Origin of the sequence: Limnospira sp. PMC 1279.21 (genome assembly GCF_032349615.1) — a bacterium.
GTDB classification, from domain to species: domain Bacteria; phylum Cyanobacteriota; class Cyanobacteriia; order Cyanobacteriales; family Microcoleaceae; genus Limnospira; species Limnospira fusiformis.
Window position 1 is genome coordinate 1 of record NZ_JARPLU010000130.1, and the last position, 14643, is coordinate 14643.

Sequence of the window (14643 nt, forward strand, 5' to 3'; positions counted from 1 at the left end):
TATTGTACCTTATTGTCCTAAGATGTCAAGCAAATCTTGGATTAAATTCTGGCTCCCAACAGTTCCCTAAAATAGAAGCCAAGGCTAAAGTATCGATATGGACTCAGCCTGAACTCAACGGAGTTTCCGGTTCAGCCTTTAGGCAAACTTTAAGATCTCGATCGCTTATCCTGAATATTTGGATTAAACTGTTGAAAATTCCCTTATTCATGGTTTGCGGTTGTTTAGATGAAGTTAAAATTTACCCCGGTTTTGCTGTTGATCATGTTTGTGGTGGCTTTGGCGGTTCCTATGGTTTTGTCTACTGGGAGACTGGTGGTAGCCGAGGAAGTGGCTAATATTACTTTAGAATTGCAGCCTACCTGTGGGGTTAGACCTACTACTAATGTGGCTGTAGCTTCTACCCAGGTGGGTCCCCCTATTGAACAACCAGCACCTTTGACGCGGTTTCGTCGTCCCTTAACTGCTCAAAGTGCCTCTGGCCATACTCCTCAAGAATATCAGGCGATCGCCAATCAGACTAACTACGGCCAACGGTTTGTCTATGATATTAATGGTCAACTGAACAATAATCAGCCAATTATTGTCCTCCACGAAACTGTTACCACCAGTCAAAATGCCATTAATTTTTTCCGCACCCGCCACACTTCCGAAGATAATCAGGCTAGTTACCATACCTTAATTACCCTCAATGGAGATATTGTTTATATTGTCCCTCCCGATTTAAGGGCTTTTGGTGCCGGAAATTCTGTGTTTGTTGGTAGTCGCGGTGAAGAAGCAGTCAGGACTCATCCTAAATATCCCGCTTCTGTCAATAATTTTGCTTATCATGTTTCCCTGGAAACACCACCAGATGGCATGAATAACCGTCCTAGCCACAGTGGATATACCATGGCTCAATATCAGTCTTTGGCTTGGTTAGTTTCGCGGACGGGGGTTCCTAATGACCGCATTACTACCCATCAAGCTGTTGATAGATCTGGTCATAGATCTGACCCCAGAAGTTTTAATTCACAGCTTTTTTATCAACTTCTCAATAATTATCCCAGAACCCAGGAAATTATCATTGGTTGTCGGGTTCCGGGTTATCAAGGATAATTGGGGTTTGATTGACTCTCAATAGTTAATGGTTGATTGGGCGGGTTAACTACCCGCTTTTTTAATTTCCTGATCTGTGGTTATTGTTGTTGGACTGAATAACCTTGGTCGCGCAACATTTCGACGATACCATCTTCTCCGACTAAATGACCAGCACCAACTACTACCAAATAGTTTTTATCATCTTGTAAAAAATTCTGTATTTCGGTCATCCATTTGACGTGGCGATCGCGAAAAAGACGATTTCCCAACTCTGGATAATCTTTAAACCCAGTAATTATCAAATCTTCTAAAGTCTGTTTATCTCCCGACTTCCAAGCCTGTAGCATTTGTTGAAATGAGTCTTCTAAGGTGTCAATTTCTTGGAGGGTTTGTCTTAGCATCTCATCCTGTTGTTCCCAGGACAGACTATCAAATATCTTGAGTTGATCCCTCATGGTTTCTAAACTCATGATGGTTTTGTCTTGGGCGATCGCTTGCTCAAAAAAGTATCTGTCCACACCATAAAGCGGGTCAAAACCCAGATTTTGCAGTTGTAACGACATCAAAGACATCGACACAAACCACGGCTTAAAATTCGTAAATATTTGGATGGGATATTGCAACTTTTCCATGGTTTGTTGAACCAGATGATAAGTTTCATCACTGATTAGATCTAGCAAGGTTTTACCATCTGGCGGCGTAGCTATCTCTAGCATAATCGCTTGGCTTTCCAGACTTTCTAGGTCATTGATATTCAGTTCAAATACCACATTATCAGCCTGATTAAAAGCATCATTCATTACCTGGGGTAAAGGATAATCATCTGCACTCAAAACATGAATAGAACCCAAAAAATAAACTTGATTTTGGGGAGTTTCTACAGACCAGAGGAAGTGTTTAGACTCCGCCGCGTGTAAATGTGTCACCTGGGAAACATAAATCACCACCAACGCAGTAATTAGACCCGTGGTTACTAATTTTCCCAAAGTAGTTAAAAACAGGGACTTGATGAATTTTGGCATAATCAACAAATTAATAGGATTTGATGGTTATTATAGCCGTTTGTCGGGGGATCTGGTATAATTAGGGGATTTTGATATAGGGAGTGAGACACTCCCTAAGTATTTAGAGGCTATTCCTCATAAACCGCCTCAGTAACTTTCCCACGAAAGACAAAGTATTGATAAATATTGTAAAACAACATGACCGGAATTAAAGCGCCGACAAAAATAATCATAACCACCATTGAACTGGGGTCAGCCGCAGCTTGATAAATGGTAATTGTCGGGGGGATAATATAGGGAAAAACGACCATTGCTAATCCCAAAAAAGTGAGGACAAAAATTAAAATTGTCCAGATAAATGGGGTTCTTTCTTCCTGACGGGTAATACTTCTGAGTAATAAGCCAATTAGCACTATTCCCAAAATTGGAATTAGGGAAAAGATATAAACTAGGGGTTGAGAAAATAAGCGATCGCGTGCTGATTCATAAAAAATCGGCGTTACCACAGTGATTAAAATCGCGCCAATTAAAGTAGTAATAGCCGCCAGTTTAGCCGTTTTATAGTGAGTTTTTTGTAACTCGCCTTCAGTCTTCCAAATTAGATAGGTAGACCCAATCAAAACATATCCTTGAATCAAAGTTAATGCTACTACTATAGTCGGGAAACGTAACCAATCCCAAGTGGTACCAATAAAATGACCGTTAGCATCAACCTTAATCCCTTCCAGAACCCCACCGAGGGCGAAACCTTGACCCAAAGCCGCCAAAAAACTACCCGCCCCAAAAGCAAAATTCCAGAATAACTTATTAGTCGCTTGTTCGCGAAATTCAAAGGCTACAGCCCTAAAAATTAAGCCAAAAATCATCACGAAAATCGGCACATATAGGGCGCTAAGAATAGTGCTATAAGCCAGAGGAAATGCGCCAAATAGACTACCCCCCATCAACACTAACCAGGTTTCATTAGCATCCCAAATATTACTGAGACTGGTCATCAGGATGCTGCGGCGTTTTTCGCTAGAGGAAGTGAGAGACAAAATTCCCACCCCCAAATCAAAGCCATCTAGCATCACATACAAAAACAGGAATAAAGCCAAAATTCCAAACCAGACTTGAGGGAGTAAATATTGCAAAGTTTCCATTAATTCTTCTCCGGGATGATGACTTGATGATGAGTGGGGCGATGTAGCGATCGCCCCTAATTTTCGGGTAAGATAAAACCAGAGTTAACCTTGAGTTTCTGCTGGTCTTTCGTCCGGGGAAAACTGACCGGGGCTAGTATCAAAAGCCGGGCGAACTCCACCAGGAATAGCCAACTCCAAATTCGGACCACGGCGAATAATTCGACTCCCAAAATAAATCGCCGCCACCAACAGCAAACTATAAACCACAGCGAAACCAACCAAAGTAGTTAACACATTTTCCGGGGGTAAATTAGAAGCAGCATCAACCGTGCGAATTTCATTATAAACCGTCCAAGGTTGTCGTCCTACACAACGCACAGTCCAGCCAGCCTCAACCGCAATATAACCCAGAGGTGCAGAAATAATCCAACCCCACATTAACCAACCCTGTTGAGTAATATTGTCCGCTGAAAGTTTCCCCCGTAACCACTGAATAACGGTGACCGCCATGAGTCCAGCCAGAAAGAAACCAATAGCAATCATAATCCGAAAAGAGTAGTAAATCAAACCCAATAAACGCGGTCTATCTTCTGGTTTCCACTCTTTTAAACCCAAGACAGGTTCGGATAATTCTTTTTTAAATTCGAGAATATACCCTAAACCATTCGGGATAGTAATTTCCCAATCATTTTTTTGGGTCTGGGGGTTAGGAAAAGCCAACAAACTCCAATCAGCAGACTGTCCAGCGGGGATAGTTTCCCACTGCGCCTCCATAGCGGCTAATTTAGTAGGTTGGTAGTGATAAACTTGTTCGCCACTCAAATGTCCGATATAAAGCTGCATAGGTGCGACAGCGATAGTAGCTGCGATCGCAATTTTCAGAGATTTGGAGAAAAACTGATGATGCCGTTTTTTGAGGATATACCAAGCACTAATACCACCAATCACAAATAGCGATGTTTCTAATGTTGCGAAGAACATATGCAGAAAGCTATTTAACATGAAGGGATTAAAGATAGCTTGAAAATAGTCAAGCACGATAAATTTCCCCTCCACCATTTCCACTCCCGCCGGGGTTTGTAGCCAGGAATTAGCCGACAAAATCCAAAAGGTTGAAAGATTAGCGCCAAAAGCCACAAGAATCGTGGAAACAAAGTGAATAATAGGGTTGACGCGCTCCCAACCAAACACCATAATTCCCAAAAAAGCCGCTTCTAGCATAAACGCCCAGGAAGCCTCGAAGCCAATTACACTGCCAAAAAAGTTACCAATAGCCTCTGATAAAGGAGCCCAATTCGTGCCAAATTGAAACTCCATAGGAATGCCACTAGCGACACCTATTCCGAAGTTAAGGACGTAAAATTTAGACCAAAATCTGGCATGATAATAGTAGTCTGGGTTGCGAGTTTTTAGCCATAGTCCTTCAATAATAACTAGGTAGATACCTAGCCCGGTAGTAAGAACTGGCCACAACATATGAAAGATGGCTGTCAGTGCAAATTGCATTCGGGACAGTGCCACGGTGTTGGATAGAATATCCACGCTTTTCTCTCCGTTTTAACAATGTTATCGGATTATTCCCTACTACTTGAATAGGGGACGACTAGGAATGTCTAGTTATCAATTATAGCTTGATAATTATGATTGATTATGCTGTCCTTGGCTGTAAGCAAGCCCAATTTGAGACTCTGGGAAATGCCAAAAAGGTTGCTAGTCCAGGAAAAATGAGTTTGTTAATTTTTGTTAAGGCGGTGACACCTAGGCGCTGGCTAATGTGGCTGAAAAACTGGACTGGCTGGGCTTTAGGGGGGCTATAGATTGATTTATTAGCAATTTTCAATAGTTTGGGAAAGGGTAAAATAAAAGAGGGTCGTTTTGGCAACATCTCCCGAAGCGCCCCCCAAATCATTATTGTTTACCAGGTACTCCTAATGAGTAAAAAAACGCAAGCAGAAGCTATTATTCGCAATCACGTCCTCTGGTCAATGGGAGGTGGATTAATCCCTATCCCCATAGTGGATTTTATGGCTGTTACTGCTATTCAAATGGAAATGCTACAAGAACTTGCTAAACTGTATGGAGTCAACTATTCTGTTAGTACGGGAAAAGCATTTGTTTCGGCATTAACAGGTACAACTATTGCTCGTTTGGGTTCTAGTTTCATTAAGGCAATTCCGGGTATTGGTTCGTTAATTGGTGGAACTTCAATGGCTTTGACTTCTGGGGCTTCTACCTATGCGGTGGGACAGGTTGCTATTAACCATTTTTCTAGTGGTGGGTCTCTGAATAATTTTGCGGAAGAAGAGGTTAAATGGGCTTATGACTCGGCTTTTGAAAAGGGAAAAAACTATGTTTCTGACCTGGAAAAAGACAAGGCTGATGAGGCGGCTAATATCTATCAAACTTTAGAGAAATTGGGTCAATTGAAGCAGCAAGGTGTCTTGAGTGAGGAGGAATTTCAAGCGAAAAAACAAGAACTATTATCTCGGATTTAGGGAATATTGTATCGGGGTTAATTAACTGGCTGGTTAAATAATGACGGTTTCTGAAACCCGGTTTCTGGTCATGTTTCCCCCCTATTTTTCAGCAGACGGGAGAAACTGGGTTTCTTAATTATCACGATGCACTACTATGGTCTAAAGATAGCCTAATTTTTACACTTATTTAGGAGTGCTATATAGTATGTTTTATCATATTCCTAAAGCTAAACTTACTACTTCGCCACAGGCGGTTTTAGAAATACTGAAGCAGTCTAAAGGTCTGGATCGCGCGCGCCATGAATGCACTGATTATGATGATTTACTGAAGAGAAATCGTTTGTCTGGTGAGTATTATAGGATTTTTAAAAACCAGACTAATGATATGCTGATGGGTGTGGTTAGAAATTATTTGAGGGAAATTAAGGCGGCTGATAATGGGACTATTCCCAATGATAAAGATGAGATACGACGCGCAAAATTACAGTTATTTAATACAATTGTTGATGATATATATACCCAAATTAACAGGGTTCTGGATTTACAAAATCCTAATTATCTGGAAAGCCGAAAAGGTAGGGTTGAACAGGACATTAGGAAACTCTCGGAAAATATTAATGATGCGAAAAGATTGTTGGTTGAGTCTCTTTCCAAAAATCTCCAAAATATCAAAAGTTTGGAACAGCAAAAAAATATGATTGAATGCAGTATTCTCAGGCTAGAGATAGAGATAGATGATAGTGAAGGCTTTTATCATCATAACTATCAACTGCAACAATTATATGCAATAAATCAAGGACGTAAACAAGGACTTAACCAGGAATTGACTAATTTACAACATCAGATAAATGTGATTAAAAAAAATTGCCAAGATTTAGACACACAGACTAATAATAAAATATATACATGGAACGAAAAAAGGCAGGATAAAATTCGGGAAAAACAGCAACTTTCGGTTAAAATTAGCGAGGAAATTCAAGAGGTTAAAAATCAGGTGATGAAGGGATTAAATGAACTACAAGAGTTAGTGCAGCAAGAAGGTTCATTGGCTGGGATGATTCCGAATAATTTACATGGCTTATTAGGGGATATAGGAATAAAATGGGGTGGTTGTTTAAGGGAATATGAGAATAGCAACCACCCTAGATAAAGTTGGGTTTAGTTGAACTTAAAGGCTTAATTTAAGCGCCGATTCCAATCTGTTTCAGCATCTACGATCGCCTGATCAACAGTTTTTCGATTTAACATGGCTGCTTGCAAATTGTTGTAAATAATGCTTTGCAATTCTTTGATGTCTTCTAGGGGGGGAATCAAAACTTGAGCGTTTGTCATCTGTTGGGCGCTAATTTTCCTGGCTTGGTCTTGGGGTGTGGCATCTGCGGGGATGTTTTGAAAGAAGGGATTTTCTAATGCTTCAATACTGGAAGGGATGACGTTTGATGCTTTAGCAAAGTTTAATTGATTAGCACTATTAGTCACAAATAAGGCAAAATTTATGGCATCTTCTGGGTGGCGAGTATTTTGGGGGATAACTAGGTTCATGACAGCCACGGAGATTTTACCAGTTTCGCCAGTAATAGCGCTAGATGGTGCGGAAACTTTGGCGATATCGGGGGCATTTTCTGCGATCGCCCTAAAGAATTGAGGTCCGGTGGTCAATAGGGCAATTTCCCCAGCTTGATACAATTCGATCGCCCTTCGATGTCCCTGAGTTAAGACTTCTCTGGGTAACAGATCCCGTTGATATAAATCAACCCAATATTGAAAGGCGGCGCGACCTTCGGGAGTATTAAAAGCAGCCCTTCTATTATTATCAACCAACTGGACCCCCATCTGAACTAAGGACTGTAAAACTTGGGCGGAGTCGGTGGGTACAAAGGAAACAAATAGGGCATATTTTCCGGTTCTCTCGCGAATAGTTTGGGCAACTGTAGCGACTTCCTCATAGGTGGTGGGGGGATTTTCCAGACCGGCTTGATTGAGTAAATTCTGATTATAAATGACAATTTGGGTAGTCAAATACCAGGGAATGCCAAAGGTGCGATTCTGACAATTATCACCGTCGCAGGTTTGGATCATATTAGCTTCCCAGATATTGGGTAAATATAGCGATCGCACTTCTTCGGATAGGTGTTCATCCAAATTTAACCAAGCATCGCGACCCGCCAACATAGAGGCAAAATCGGGGTTTAAATTCACCAGGTCGGGCGCAGTTTGGGCGGACACCGCCGCCAAGATTTTACTCTCCATAGCTGACCAAGGTACATCTACCCAGCGAATTTTGACTTCGGGGTTATCATTTTCAAAGTTAGCAATTAACTGATTAAAATAGTCATTAAACTGAGGTTGAAGCTGCATTGTCCAAAACTCCACCTCACGGCGATCGCTTTGATCAGCAGTTGGGGAGGCGCAACTAACCCCCCAAGTCAACAGCAAACCCAACAAAGCCCAACCTATAAACCGTTTCCAGGTCTTTGAACCCATATCATTTATATCAAACTAGAATAAATAACCCAGTATACACTATTATTCAGATAACCATCTGCATCCAGCCAGAGGGGGAAGGTGTCTAACCCTCCATTTCGGCTAGAGATAACCAGCCCAACTCCCAGAATCGAGATTTTCTGGAAGTTTCAAACATTTAACAGCCCTTTGGCATATACAATGCTAAATGGTAAATTTTAACAAAACCAATGAGGTCTGAAACTCTAAGTTTATGCTAACGCTAGTGATCATAAATACAGTTTGGGTAGTAGCTTCGGTGGTGTGGGTAGAATTAGTCCGAGACACCTACCACGCCCTCGCCCATGTTTGGCAACCCCTGTATCGCCTCCATTCTTGGCATCATCGGGTATTTCGTCCCGACTATAGCATTAAAAGTGAGGAGATTTATCGGAAAGCCCACTGGTATAATGATGTGCCAGAGGCGATGGTTATGTTAGTATTCAGTCTGGGGTTTTGGTTGGGTATCTATGGACTAACAGGAGATCCTCACTGGTTGACGCTGACGGGTTCAGTTTACACCCTCGGCTTTCTACTGCCTGCGATCGCTAGAGGTTCAGGAGTTCCCCACGCGGACACACTCACTGATTTAACCCACCTTCCGGGTAATTTTTCTCAGCCACCGTCGCGGTTATTGGTGAACCCATCTTATCACTGGCGACACCATTTTGATAACCAAAATGCCTACTTTTGCGGAACTCTCACGGTTTTAGATAAAATTATGGGAACAGGACTTTCTCTAAAAGGTAAAACAGTGGCGGTGACTGGCGCTTCTGGGAGTTTAGGGCGCGCGCTACTTAAACACCTCCACAACTCTGGGGCGAAGGCGATCGCTTTATCATCAACTTCCCAAACTATCACCCTCACCATTGACCAGCAAGAATTACCCCTAAAAACTATCACCTGGCAAGTAGGAGAAGAGGAACAGTTAGCGAATCTGTTAGAAACCGTAGATATCCTGATTATCAATCATGGTATTAATGTACACGGGGAACGAACCCCAGAGGCGATCGGCAAATCCTACGAAATCAATACTTTCTCCAGTTGGCGACTCTTAGAATTGTTTTTAAAAACCGTTCGCACCAACACAGATATCGCCCGCAAGGAGGTCTGGGTCAATACTTCCGAGGCAGAAGTTAGCCCCGCCTTTAGTCCTCTTTATGAACTCAGTAAACGCACTTTAGGGGATTTAGTCACATTACGCCGCCTCGACTCTCCCTGTGTGATTCGCAAGCTGATTTTAGGGCCTTTTAAAAGTAATCTTAACCCCATTGGGGTGATGTCAGCCGACTGGGTAGCGAAGCAAATTATCAAACAAGCCAAGTCCAACGTGAGAACGATTATTGTCACCATTAACCCTATAACATTTGTGGCTATCCCGATTAAAGAGTTTTTGGTTTCTAGCTATTTCAGGTTATTTAGCAAATCTCAGCATACCTAGATCCATTTTATCATCAATCCAATGAGCTATCGTAATCCCGCGCCGACAGTAGATATCATCATCGAACTTATAGATCGGCGATCGCGACCGATTGTATTAATAGACCGAAAAAATCCCCCATTAGGCTGGGCTATTCCCGGAGGATTTGTAGACTACGGCGAGTCAGTAGAAACCGCAGCCACCAGAGAAGCCAAAGAAGAAACGGGGCTAGATGTCACCTTGATTCAACAGTTCCATGTTTACTCAGACCCTAACCGAGACCCTCGCCAACATACCCTAGCTGTGGTATTTATCGCTACGGCGAAGGGAGAACCCCAGGCGGCTGATGATGCCCAAAATTTAGACATCTTTGAGCCTTGGTGCATTCCACAGAATCTATGCTTTGACCACGATCGCATTTTACAAGACTATCTGCAATTTCGCCATTTTGGACTCCGACCCAGGCTAATGTGAGTCACCCAACTACCCCCAACTCGCTTCTTGTCAGAAAAAGAAAGTAAGAGACAGAGGTGGCCAACTAATATGGGGGTAATATCCACTTACTCAGCACCGGAATTGGGTTCTAAGCCCCACTGATACTTGAGAAAGTGCTGATACATATTTTCCCTAACCAACATTTGTTCGTAAAGATTAACCAAAAACTCCTGGGCTTGTTCCCGGCTCATTTGGTTTACCTGCATTCTAAATGAGGACAGGTTGAATTGTTGTTCCAAAGATAAGCTACTAGGTTCCATGATGACGTGAACTCCTTAAAAGTGGGTTTGGGTTAATTTTCTAGGATGGCCACCCTTGTCCCGGAAATTATTACGAATTATAACAATTATTTGACAAAATGCCTACCTTAATATACCCAAATCTTTGGATTTACCATAACAGATCTAACCCAAAAATTTGTCATCCACGATACGAGATGACTGGATAGTTGCGAAAAAACTATGGCTGTGGGGGGATAAGTGGCAATAGTTAACCGAAACTGAGAGGGTCAACATCAATGGAGAAGCGAACAGAGGGGGGGCATTTTTCCGCCAAAGCAGCCAGAGAGGGAGTGGGGGTAGTCTGACCGGGGAGGAATTTTAATAAAATCTGCCAGCGGTATTGATTAGCAACACGCATAATGGGAGCGGGTGCGGGTCCCAACAGTTCGCAAGTTCCCGGAAGCAGCTCAGAACTTAACTCTGAGGCGATACGGTGGGCGGTTTGTTCAACCTCGATCGCATCATAACCCCTTAACCGGAGTAAAATCAAGCCACCAGAGGGGGGATAATTAAGCTCTGAGCGGTGTTGTAGCTCGGTTTCCACAAAAGACTGATAAGCATGGTTTCGGACGGCTTCGACGACGGGATGTTCGGGGGTATAGGTTTGGAGAATTACCTGTCCGGGGTCGTTACCACGTCCCGCACGTCCGGCCACCTGTAGCAAAGTCTGGAAAGCACGTTCACTAGCGCGGTAGTCGGACAGGTGCAGAAGTCCATCAGCGGAGACAATACCCACCAGCCCTACAGAGTCTAAGTCTAAACCTTTGGTGAGCATTTGAGTACCAACTAATAAATCAGCCTCCCGGTTAGCAAACTGAGTTAAAAGAATTCTATGGGCATTTTTGGTGCGGGTGGTGTCACTGTCAAAACGGATAAACCGCAATTCTGGAAAAAGGCGGGTTAATTCCTGGGCGACTCGTTGGGTCCCACTGCCAAAATGTTTAAAATAGGGAGAGTCACACTGGGGACAGCGTTGGGGGTAGGATTGGGAATGGTTGCAGTAGTGACAGCGTAAGTATGGGATAGCTTCGGCGTGAATGTGGTGATAGGAGAGAGAAACATCACAACGGGGACATTCCATGACGTAGCCACAACTGCGACAGGAAACAAAGGTGCTATGTCCGCGACGGTGGATGAATAAAATGCCCTGTTGATTATTGTCTCGCAAAGAGGCGATCGCCAATTGTAGACTTCTACTGAAAATGGATCGATTCCCCTGCTTCAATTCCCGACGCATATCAACGACTTCTACCGGCGGCTGGGGGCGAGATAATACCCTTTCAGGTAAAGATAGATAATGAATGGATGGGTTATGATTGTGGCGATGATGCTGCCAAGTTTCCAAGGCGGGAGTGGCTGAACCCAAAATTAAGGGGCAGTTTTCCAGTTCCGCCCGCCACGCTGCCACAGTGCGAGCATGGTAGCATGGCTGCGGCTGGTCCTGTTTAAAGCTGCTGTCATGTTCTTCATCGAGAACAATTATGCCTAAATTGGGTAAAGGGGCAAAAATTGCCGATCGCGTTCCGATTACTACCTGGGGAGTACCTTGGATCATATTACGCCAGGTATCGTAGCGTTCACCTTCTGACAAACCACTATGATAGACAAACACCACCTCACCAAACCTCGCGCGAAAGCGATCGGTTAGTTGGGGAGTTAAGCCGATTTCCGGGACTAGGACTAGGGCTGATTTACCCTGGTCAATAATGGGGGCGATCGCCTGTAAATATACTTCAGTTTTGCCCGAACCTGTCACACCATGCAGCAGCAGTTGATGAAAACCAGATAACCCCAAAATTACGTCTAAGGCTTGTTGTTGGTGTTCCGTCAGAGATAAAGGCTGATCCGCTATTGTCGAAATACCCTGTTCCGTGCGTAGAATTTCGCGATCGCCAATTACTACACATCCCTTTTTCTCCAGAGTTTTGAGTAAGCTAGAACTGGTGTTGCAGGTTTGCAATAAATCAGTTACCCACATTTCCCCACCCCGCCGCCGCAAAATTTCCAGCACTTCCCGCTGACGGGTGGTTATGTCTATAAAGTCTAACTCTACCCAATCTATCACTAGGGTGATTGCTGGTCTGAGTTTAGGGCGCGGTGGTGTCGGCGGTTCGAGATAGCTTTCCACCCAACCCCGTTTGATCAGATCCTGTAGTCCCCGAGAGCCTCCCTTAATTTGTCGTTGCAAATACTGCCAGGTATAGTCTCCCGTAGCTGACTGGCGCAAAAGTTGTAAAATCCTTTGGGCTTTCGGTTGCAAAAACTCTTCAGCACCGTCTGGAATAGCATTAGTAACTAAACGAATACGTCGCTGGCTACGGCGTAGGAGTCCGGGGGGGAGGGCAGTTCGGATCGCCTTAATTAGGGGGGTTTGATAATACTGGGCGACCTGTTGTAGTAATTGCCAATAATTGGGGGGGAAAAATCCCTTGACAGTGATATCTTCTACGGGACGCACTTTGATAGAGGTAGCCTTACCCGGTTCCCTCAGATTTTCTGGCAGTTCTGATGTTAACCTAATGGCGATCGCCCCTATCTGTTGAGCGCCAAAGGGGACACTGAGAATATCCCCCGGCATAATATCTAAGTGAGGCGGCACTTGGTAGGTATAAAGTTGTTCTATATCTTCCGTGTCCTCCGTCTGGCGGAGGGTGGGTATATCCACTAAAACCTCAACCAGTTGATGGTCACCATTACCGCCCCAATTTTCTGAACCGTAAGATAGACCACCTTCAGCCAGTTTTAGGGGAAGTGGGTCGCTTTTCGGAAATAACCTGCTGGAAACAGAGGGTGATTCGATTGCCCCCCCGTACAATACCACGGAAGATTTATGCATACAACCTACCCAAAAGTTATGAGGTGCTGAGAATATCTGCGATCGCCTGATGTTCTTCTGGGGGATCACCCACAGCCTGTCGAGCATCAGTAATCAGCCAATCCAAAGCCGCCGCCTGAACATCAATCGAAGCTCCCAGCTTATCCACACAGTAGCGACCAAACACCAATTTGTCTACCAGGCGCACCCCACGCCCCAACCGAGAATACTCGAAAATCACGCTATTACTGACATAGGAGTTGCTACATATTGAGCAACTCGGACCTATCATAGTCGGACCGATAATAGTTGCACCATCTTCAATGCGGGTCATACCACCGATATAGACCGGGCCTTCAATATGCACTTTATCCCAATTCACCGCCACATTTAGCCCAGTGTAAATCCCCGGAGCCACTTCTCTACCTGGGATAGGCACATTTTTCACCTCACCCAGCAACACACTGCGAATAGCCCGCCAGTAGTCGGGAACCTTCCCAATATCTACCCATTCAAAATCCATAGTAATCCCATAAAAGGGCGCGCCCATTTCCACCAAATGGGGGAACAGTTGGCTACCAATATCATACTCGCACCCAGACGGGATGTAGTCAAATATCTCTGGCTCAAAGATATAAATCCCCGTGTTAATGCTGGTGCTGAGAGCTTCTTCTACAGATGGTTTCTCCTGAAAAGCCCTAATCCTGTCCATTTCATCCGTAACCACCACCCCATAGCTGGAAACCTCATCTTTCGGTACAGATTTCATCACTACAGTAGCGATCGCACCTTTCTGTTTATGCCATTTTACCGCCTCACTCAGGTCTAAATCAATTAAGGCATCCCCGCACAACACCACAAACGTATCATCAAAAAATGGGTTAAAGTCCTGGATTTTTTTCATTCCTCCAGCAGACCCCAAAGCCTTACCTATCAGTTGACCATCTTCGATACTCCCCTCAAATGAGTAAGAAATCTCTACCCCAAACCGCTGACCATCACGAAAATAGTTCTCAATTTCATCCGCCAAATGGCTCACATTGACCATGATTTCCTTAAAACCATGGCGACGCAGCAAATCTACCAAAAACTCCATTACTGGCTTTTGGAGAATCGGAATTAATGGTTTCGGTATGGTGTAAGTAATAGGGCGAACACGAGTCCCCTTACCAGCAGCCAAAATCATCGCTTTCATATTCACACTCTACCCTCAGCTATTCTTATTCTTTAACACTCCCCGCCTACAAAGGCTAGGCTAGGGATTCTTCGTTGATCAGCCAGCGGGAGCTTAACCCCTTGCTAAATATCTTCCCTGTTTGCTTAATGGTTTTCCGTTCTACTTAGACAATGACCTGATCCACATTTAGTCTCGGTCAGCCCTCTGGTCCCGTTCACGTAAACCTCTTGGGAGCGTGGAAGCCCCGTGTCTTTAGACCGGGGAGGAC

14 protein-coding genes are annotated in these 14643 nt (G+C 43.9%); 7 read left to right on the top strand and 7 right to left on the bottom strand.

Features of this window, described 5'->3' with window-relative positions; translation table 11 throughout:
• Both P5683_RS17735 and P5683_RS17740 read left to right on the top strand, forming a co-directional pair.
• Nucleotides 1-338: hypothetical protein (locus P5683_RS17735; RefSeq protein WP_315648829.1), on the top strand; the 338-nt coding region annotated here is incomplete at its 5' end.
• Nucleotides 229-1098 (top strand): peptidoglycan recognition family protein, encoded by an 870-nt coding sequence (locus P5683_RS17740; RefSeq protein ID WP_315644878.1) that lies wholly within the window; start codon nt 229-231, stop codon nt 1096-1098. The genes P5683_RS17735 and P5683_RS17740, both read left to right, overlap by 110 nt.
• An 80-nt stretch (nt 1099-1178) precedes the next feature.
• On the opposite strand, the gene P5683_RS17745 is transcribed toward P5683_RS17740, so the two are convergent.
• The 3 genes from P5683_RS17745 to P5683_RS17755 form a co-directional block, all read right to left on the bottom strand.
• Complete coding sequence (locus P5683_RS17745; protein ID WP_315644879.1) at nt 1179-2102, bottom strand: TraB/GumN family protein; 924 nt, start codon at nt 2100-2102, stop codon at nt 1179-1181.
• A gap of 110 nt (nt 2103-2212) precedes the next feature.
• Nucleotides 2213-3226, bottom strand: coding sequence for a cytochrome d ubiquinol oxidase subunit II (gene cydB, locus P5683_RS17750; protein ID WP_187758304.1), 1014 nt, complete (start codon nt 3224-3226; stop codon nt 2213-2215).
• An 84-nt stretch (nt 3227-3310) separates the two neighbouring features.
• Nucleotides 3311-4750, bottom strand: a complete 1440-nt coding sequence (locus tag P5683_RS17755; RefSeq protein ID WP_006669435.1) for a cytochrome ubiquinol oxidase subunit I — start codon at nt 4748-4750, stop codon at nt 3311-3313.
• A gap of 98 nt (nt 4751-4848) precedes the next feature.
• Between P5683_RS17755 and P5683_RS17760 the strand changes: the two genes are divergently transcribed.
• The 3 genes from P5683_RS17760 (at nt 4849) to P5683_RS17770 (ending at nt 6835) form a co-directional block, all read left to right on the top strand.
• Nucleotides 4849-5025, top strand: coding sequence for a hypothetical protein (locus P5683_RS17760; protein ID WP_006622487.1), 177 nt, complete (start codon nt 4849-4851; stop codon nt 5023-5025).
• Nucleotides 5026-5139: 114 nt separating this feature from the next.
• The gene (locus tag P5683_RS17765; protein WP_006669434.1) at nt 5140-5703 is read left to right on the top strand and encodes a DUF697 domain-containing protein; all 564 of its coding nucleotides are present in this window, start codon (nt 5140-5142) and stop codon (nt 5701-5703) included.
• A gap of 187 nt (nt 5704-5890) precedes the next feature.
• Nucleotides 5891-6835 carry a hypothetical protein gene (locus P5683_RS17770; protein WP_315640739.1) on the top strand — a complete coding sequence of 315 codons (945 nt, stop codon included), beginning with the start codon at nt 5891-5893 and terminating at the stop codon, nt 6833-6835.
• 26 nt (nt 6836-6861) lie between these two features.
• On the opposite strand, the gene P5683_RS17775 is transcribed toward P5683_RS17770, so the two are convergent.
• Entirely contained in the window at nt 6862-8169 is a 1308-nt protein-coding gene (locus P5683_RS17775; RefSeq protein WP_006622490.1) for an ABC transporter substrate-binding protein, read from the bottom strand.
• Between the two features lie 232 nt (nt 8170-8401).
• Between P5683_RS17775 and P5683_RS17780 the strand changes: the two genes are divergently transcribed.
• Both P5683_RS17780 and P5683_RS17785 read left to right on the top strand, forming a co-directional pair.
• Nucleotides 8402-9628, top strand: a complete 1227-nt coding sequence (locus P5683_RS17780; protein WP_006669433.1) for a bifunctional sterol desaturase/short chain dehydrogenase — start codon at nt 8402-8404, stop codon at nt 9626-9628.
• Between the two features lie 21 nt (nt 9629-9649).
• Entirely contained in the window at nt 9650-10081 is a 432-nt protein-coding gene (locus P5683_RS17785) for an NUDIX hydrolase (protein WP_006622492.1), read from the top strand.
• 86 nt (nt 10082-10167) lie between these two features.
• Here P5683_RS17785 and P5683_RS17790 read toward each other — a convergent pair whose 3' ends face one another.
• The 3 genes from P5683_RS17790 to P5683_RS17800 form a co-directional block, all read right to left on the bottom strand.
• On the bottom strand, nt 10168-10362 hold the full coding sequence (locus tag P5683_RS17790; RefSeq protein ID WP_006622493.1) for an NblA/ycf18 family protein: 195 nt from the start codon (nt 10360-10362) through the stop codon (nt 10168-10170).
• A gap of 229 nt (nt 10363-10591) precedes the next feature.
• On the bottom strand, nt 10592-13219 hold the full coding sequence (priA, locus tag P5683_RS17795) for a primosomal protein N' (protein ID WP_046319004.1): 2628 nt from the start codon (nt 13217-13219) through the stop codon (nt 10592-10594).
• A 16-nt stretch (nt 13220-13235) separates the two neighbouring features.
• Nucleotides 13236-14393: a sugar phosphate nucleotidyltransferase gene (locus tag P5683_RS17800; RefSeq protein WP_008056262.1), complete on the bottom strand. Its 1158-nt coding sequence runs from the start codon at nt 14391-14393 to the stop codon at nt 13236-13238.
• Between the last annotated feature and the right edge of the window lie 250 nt (nt 14394-14643).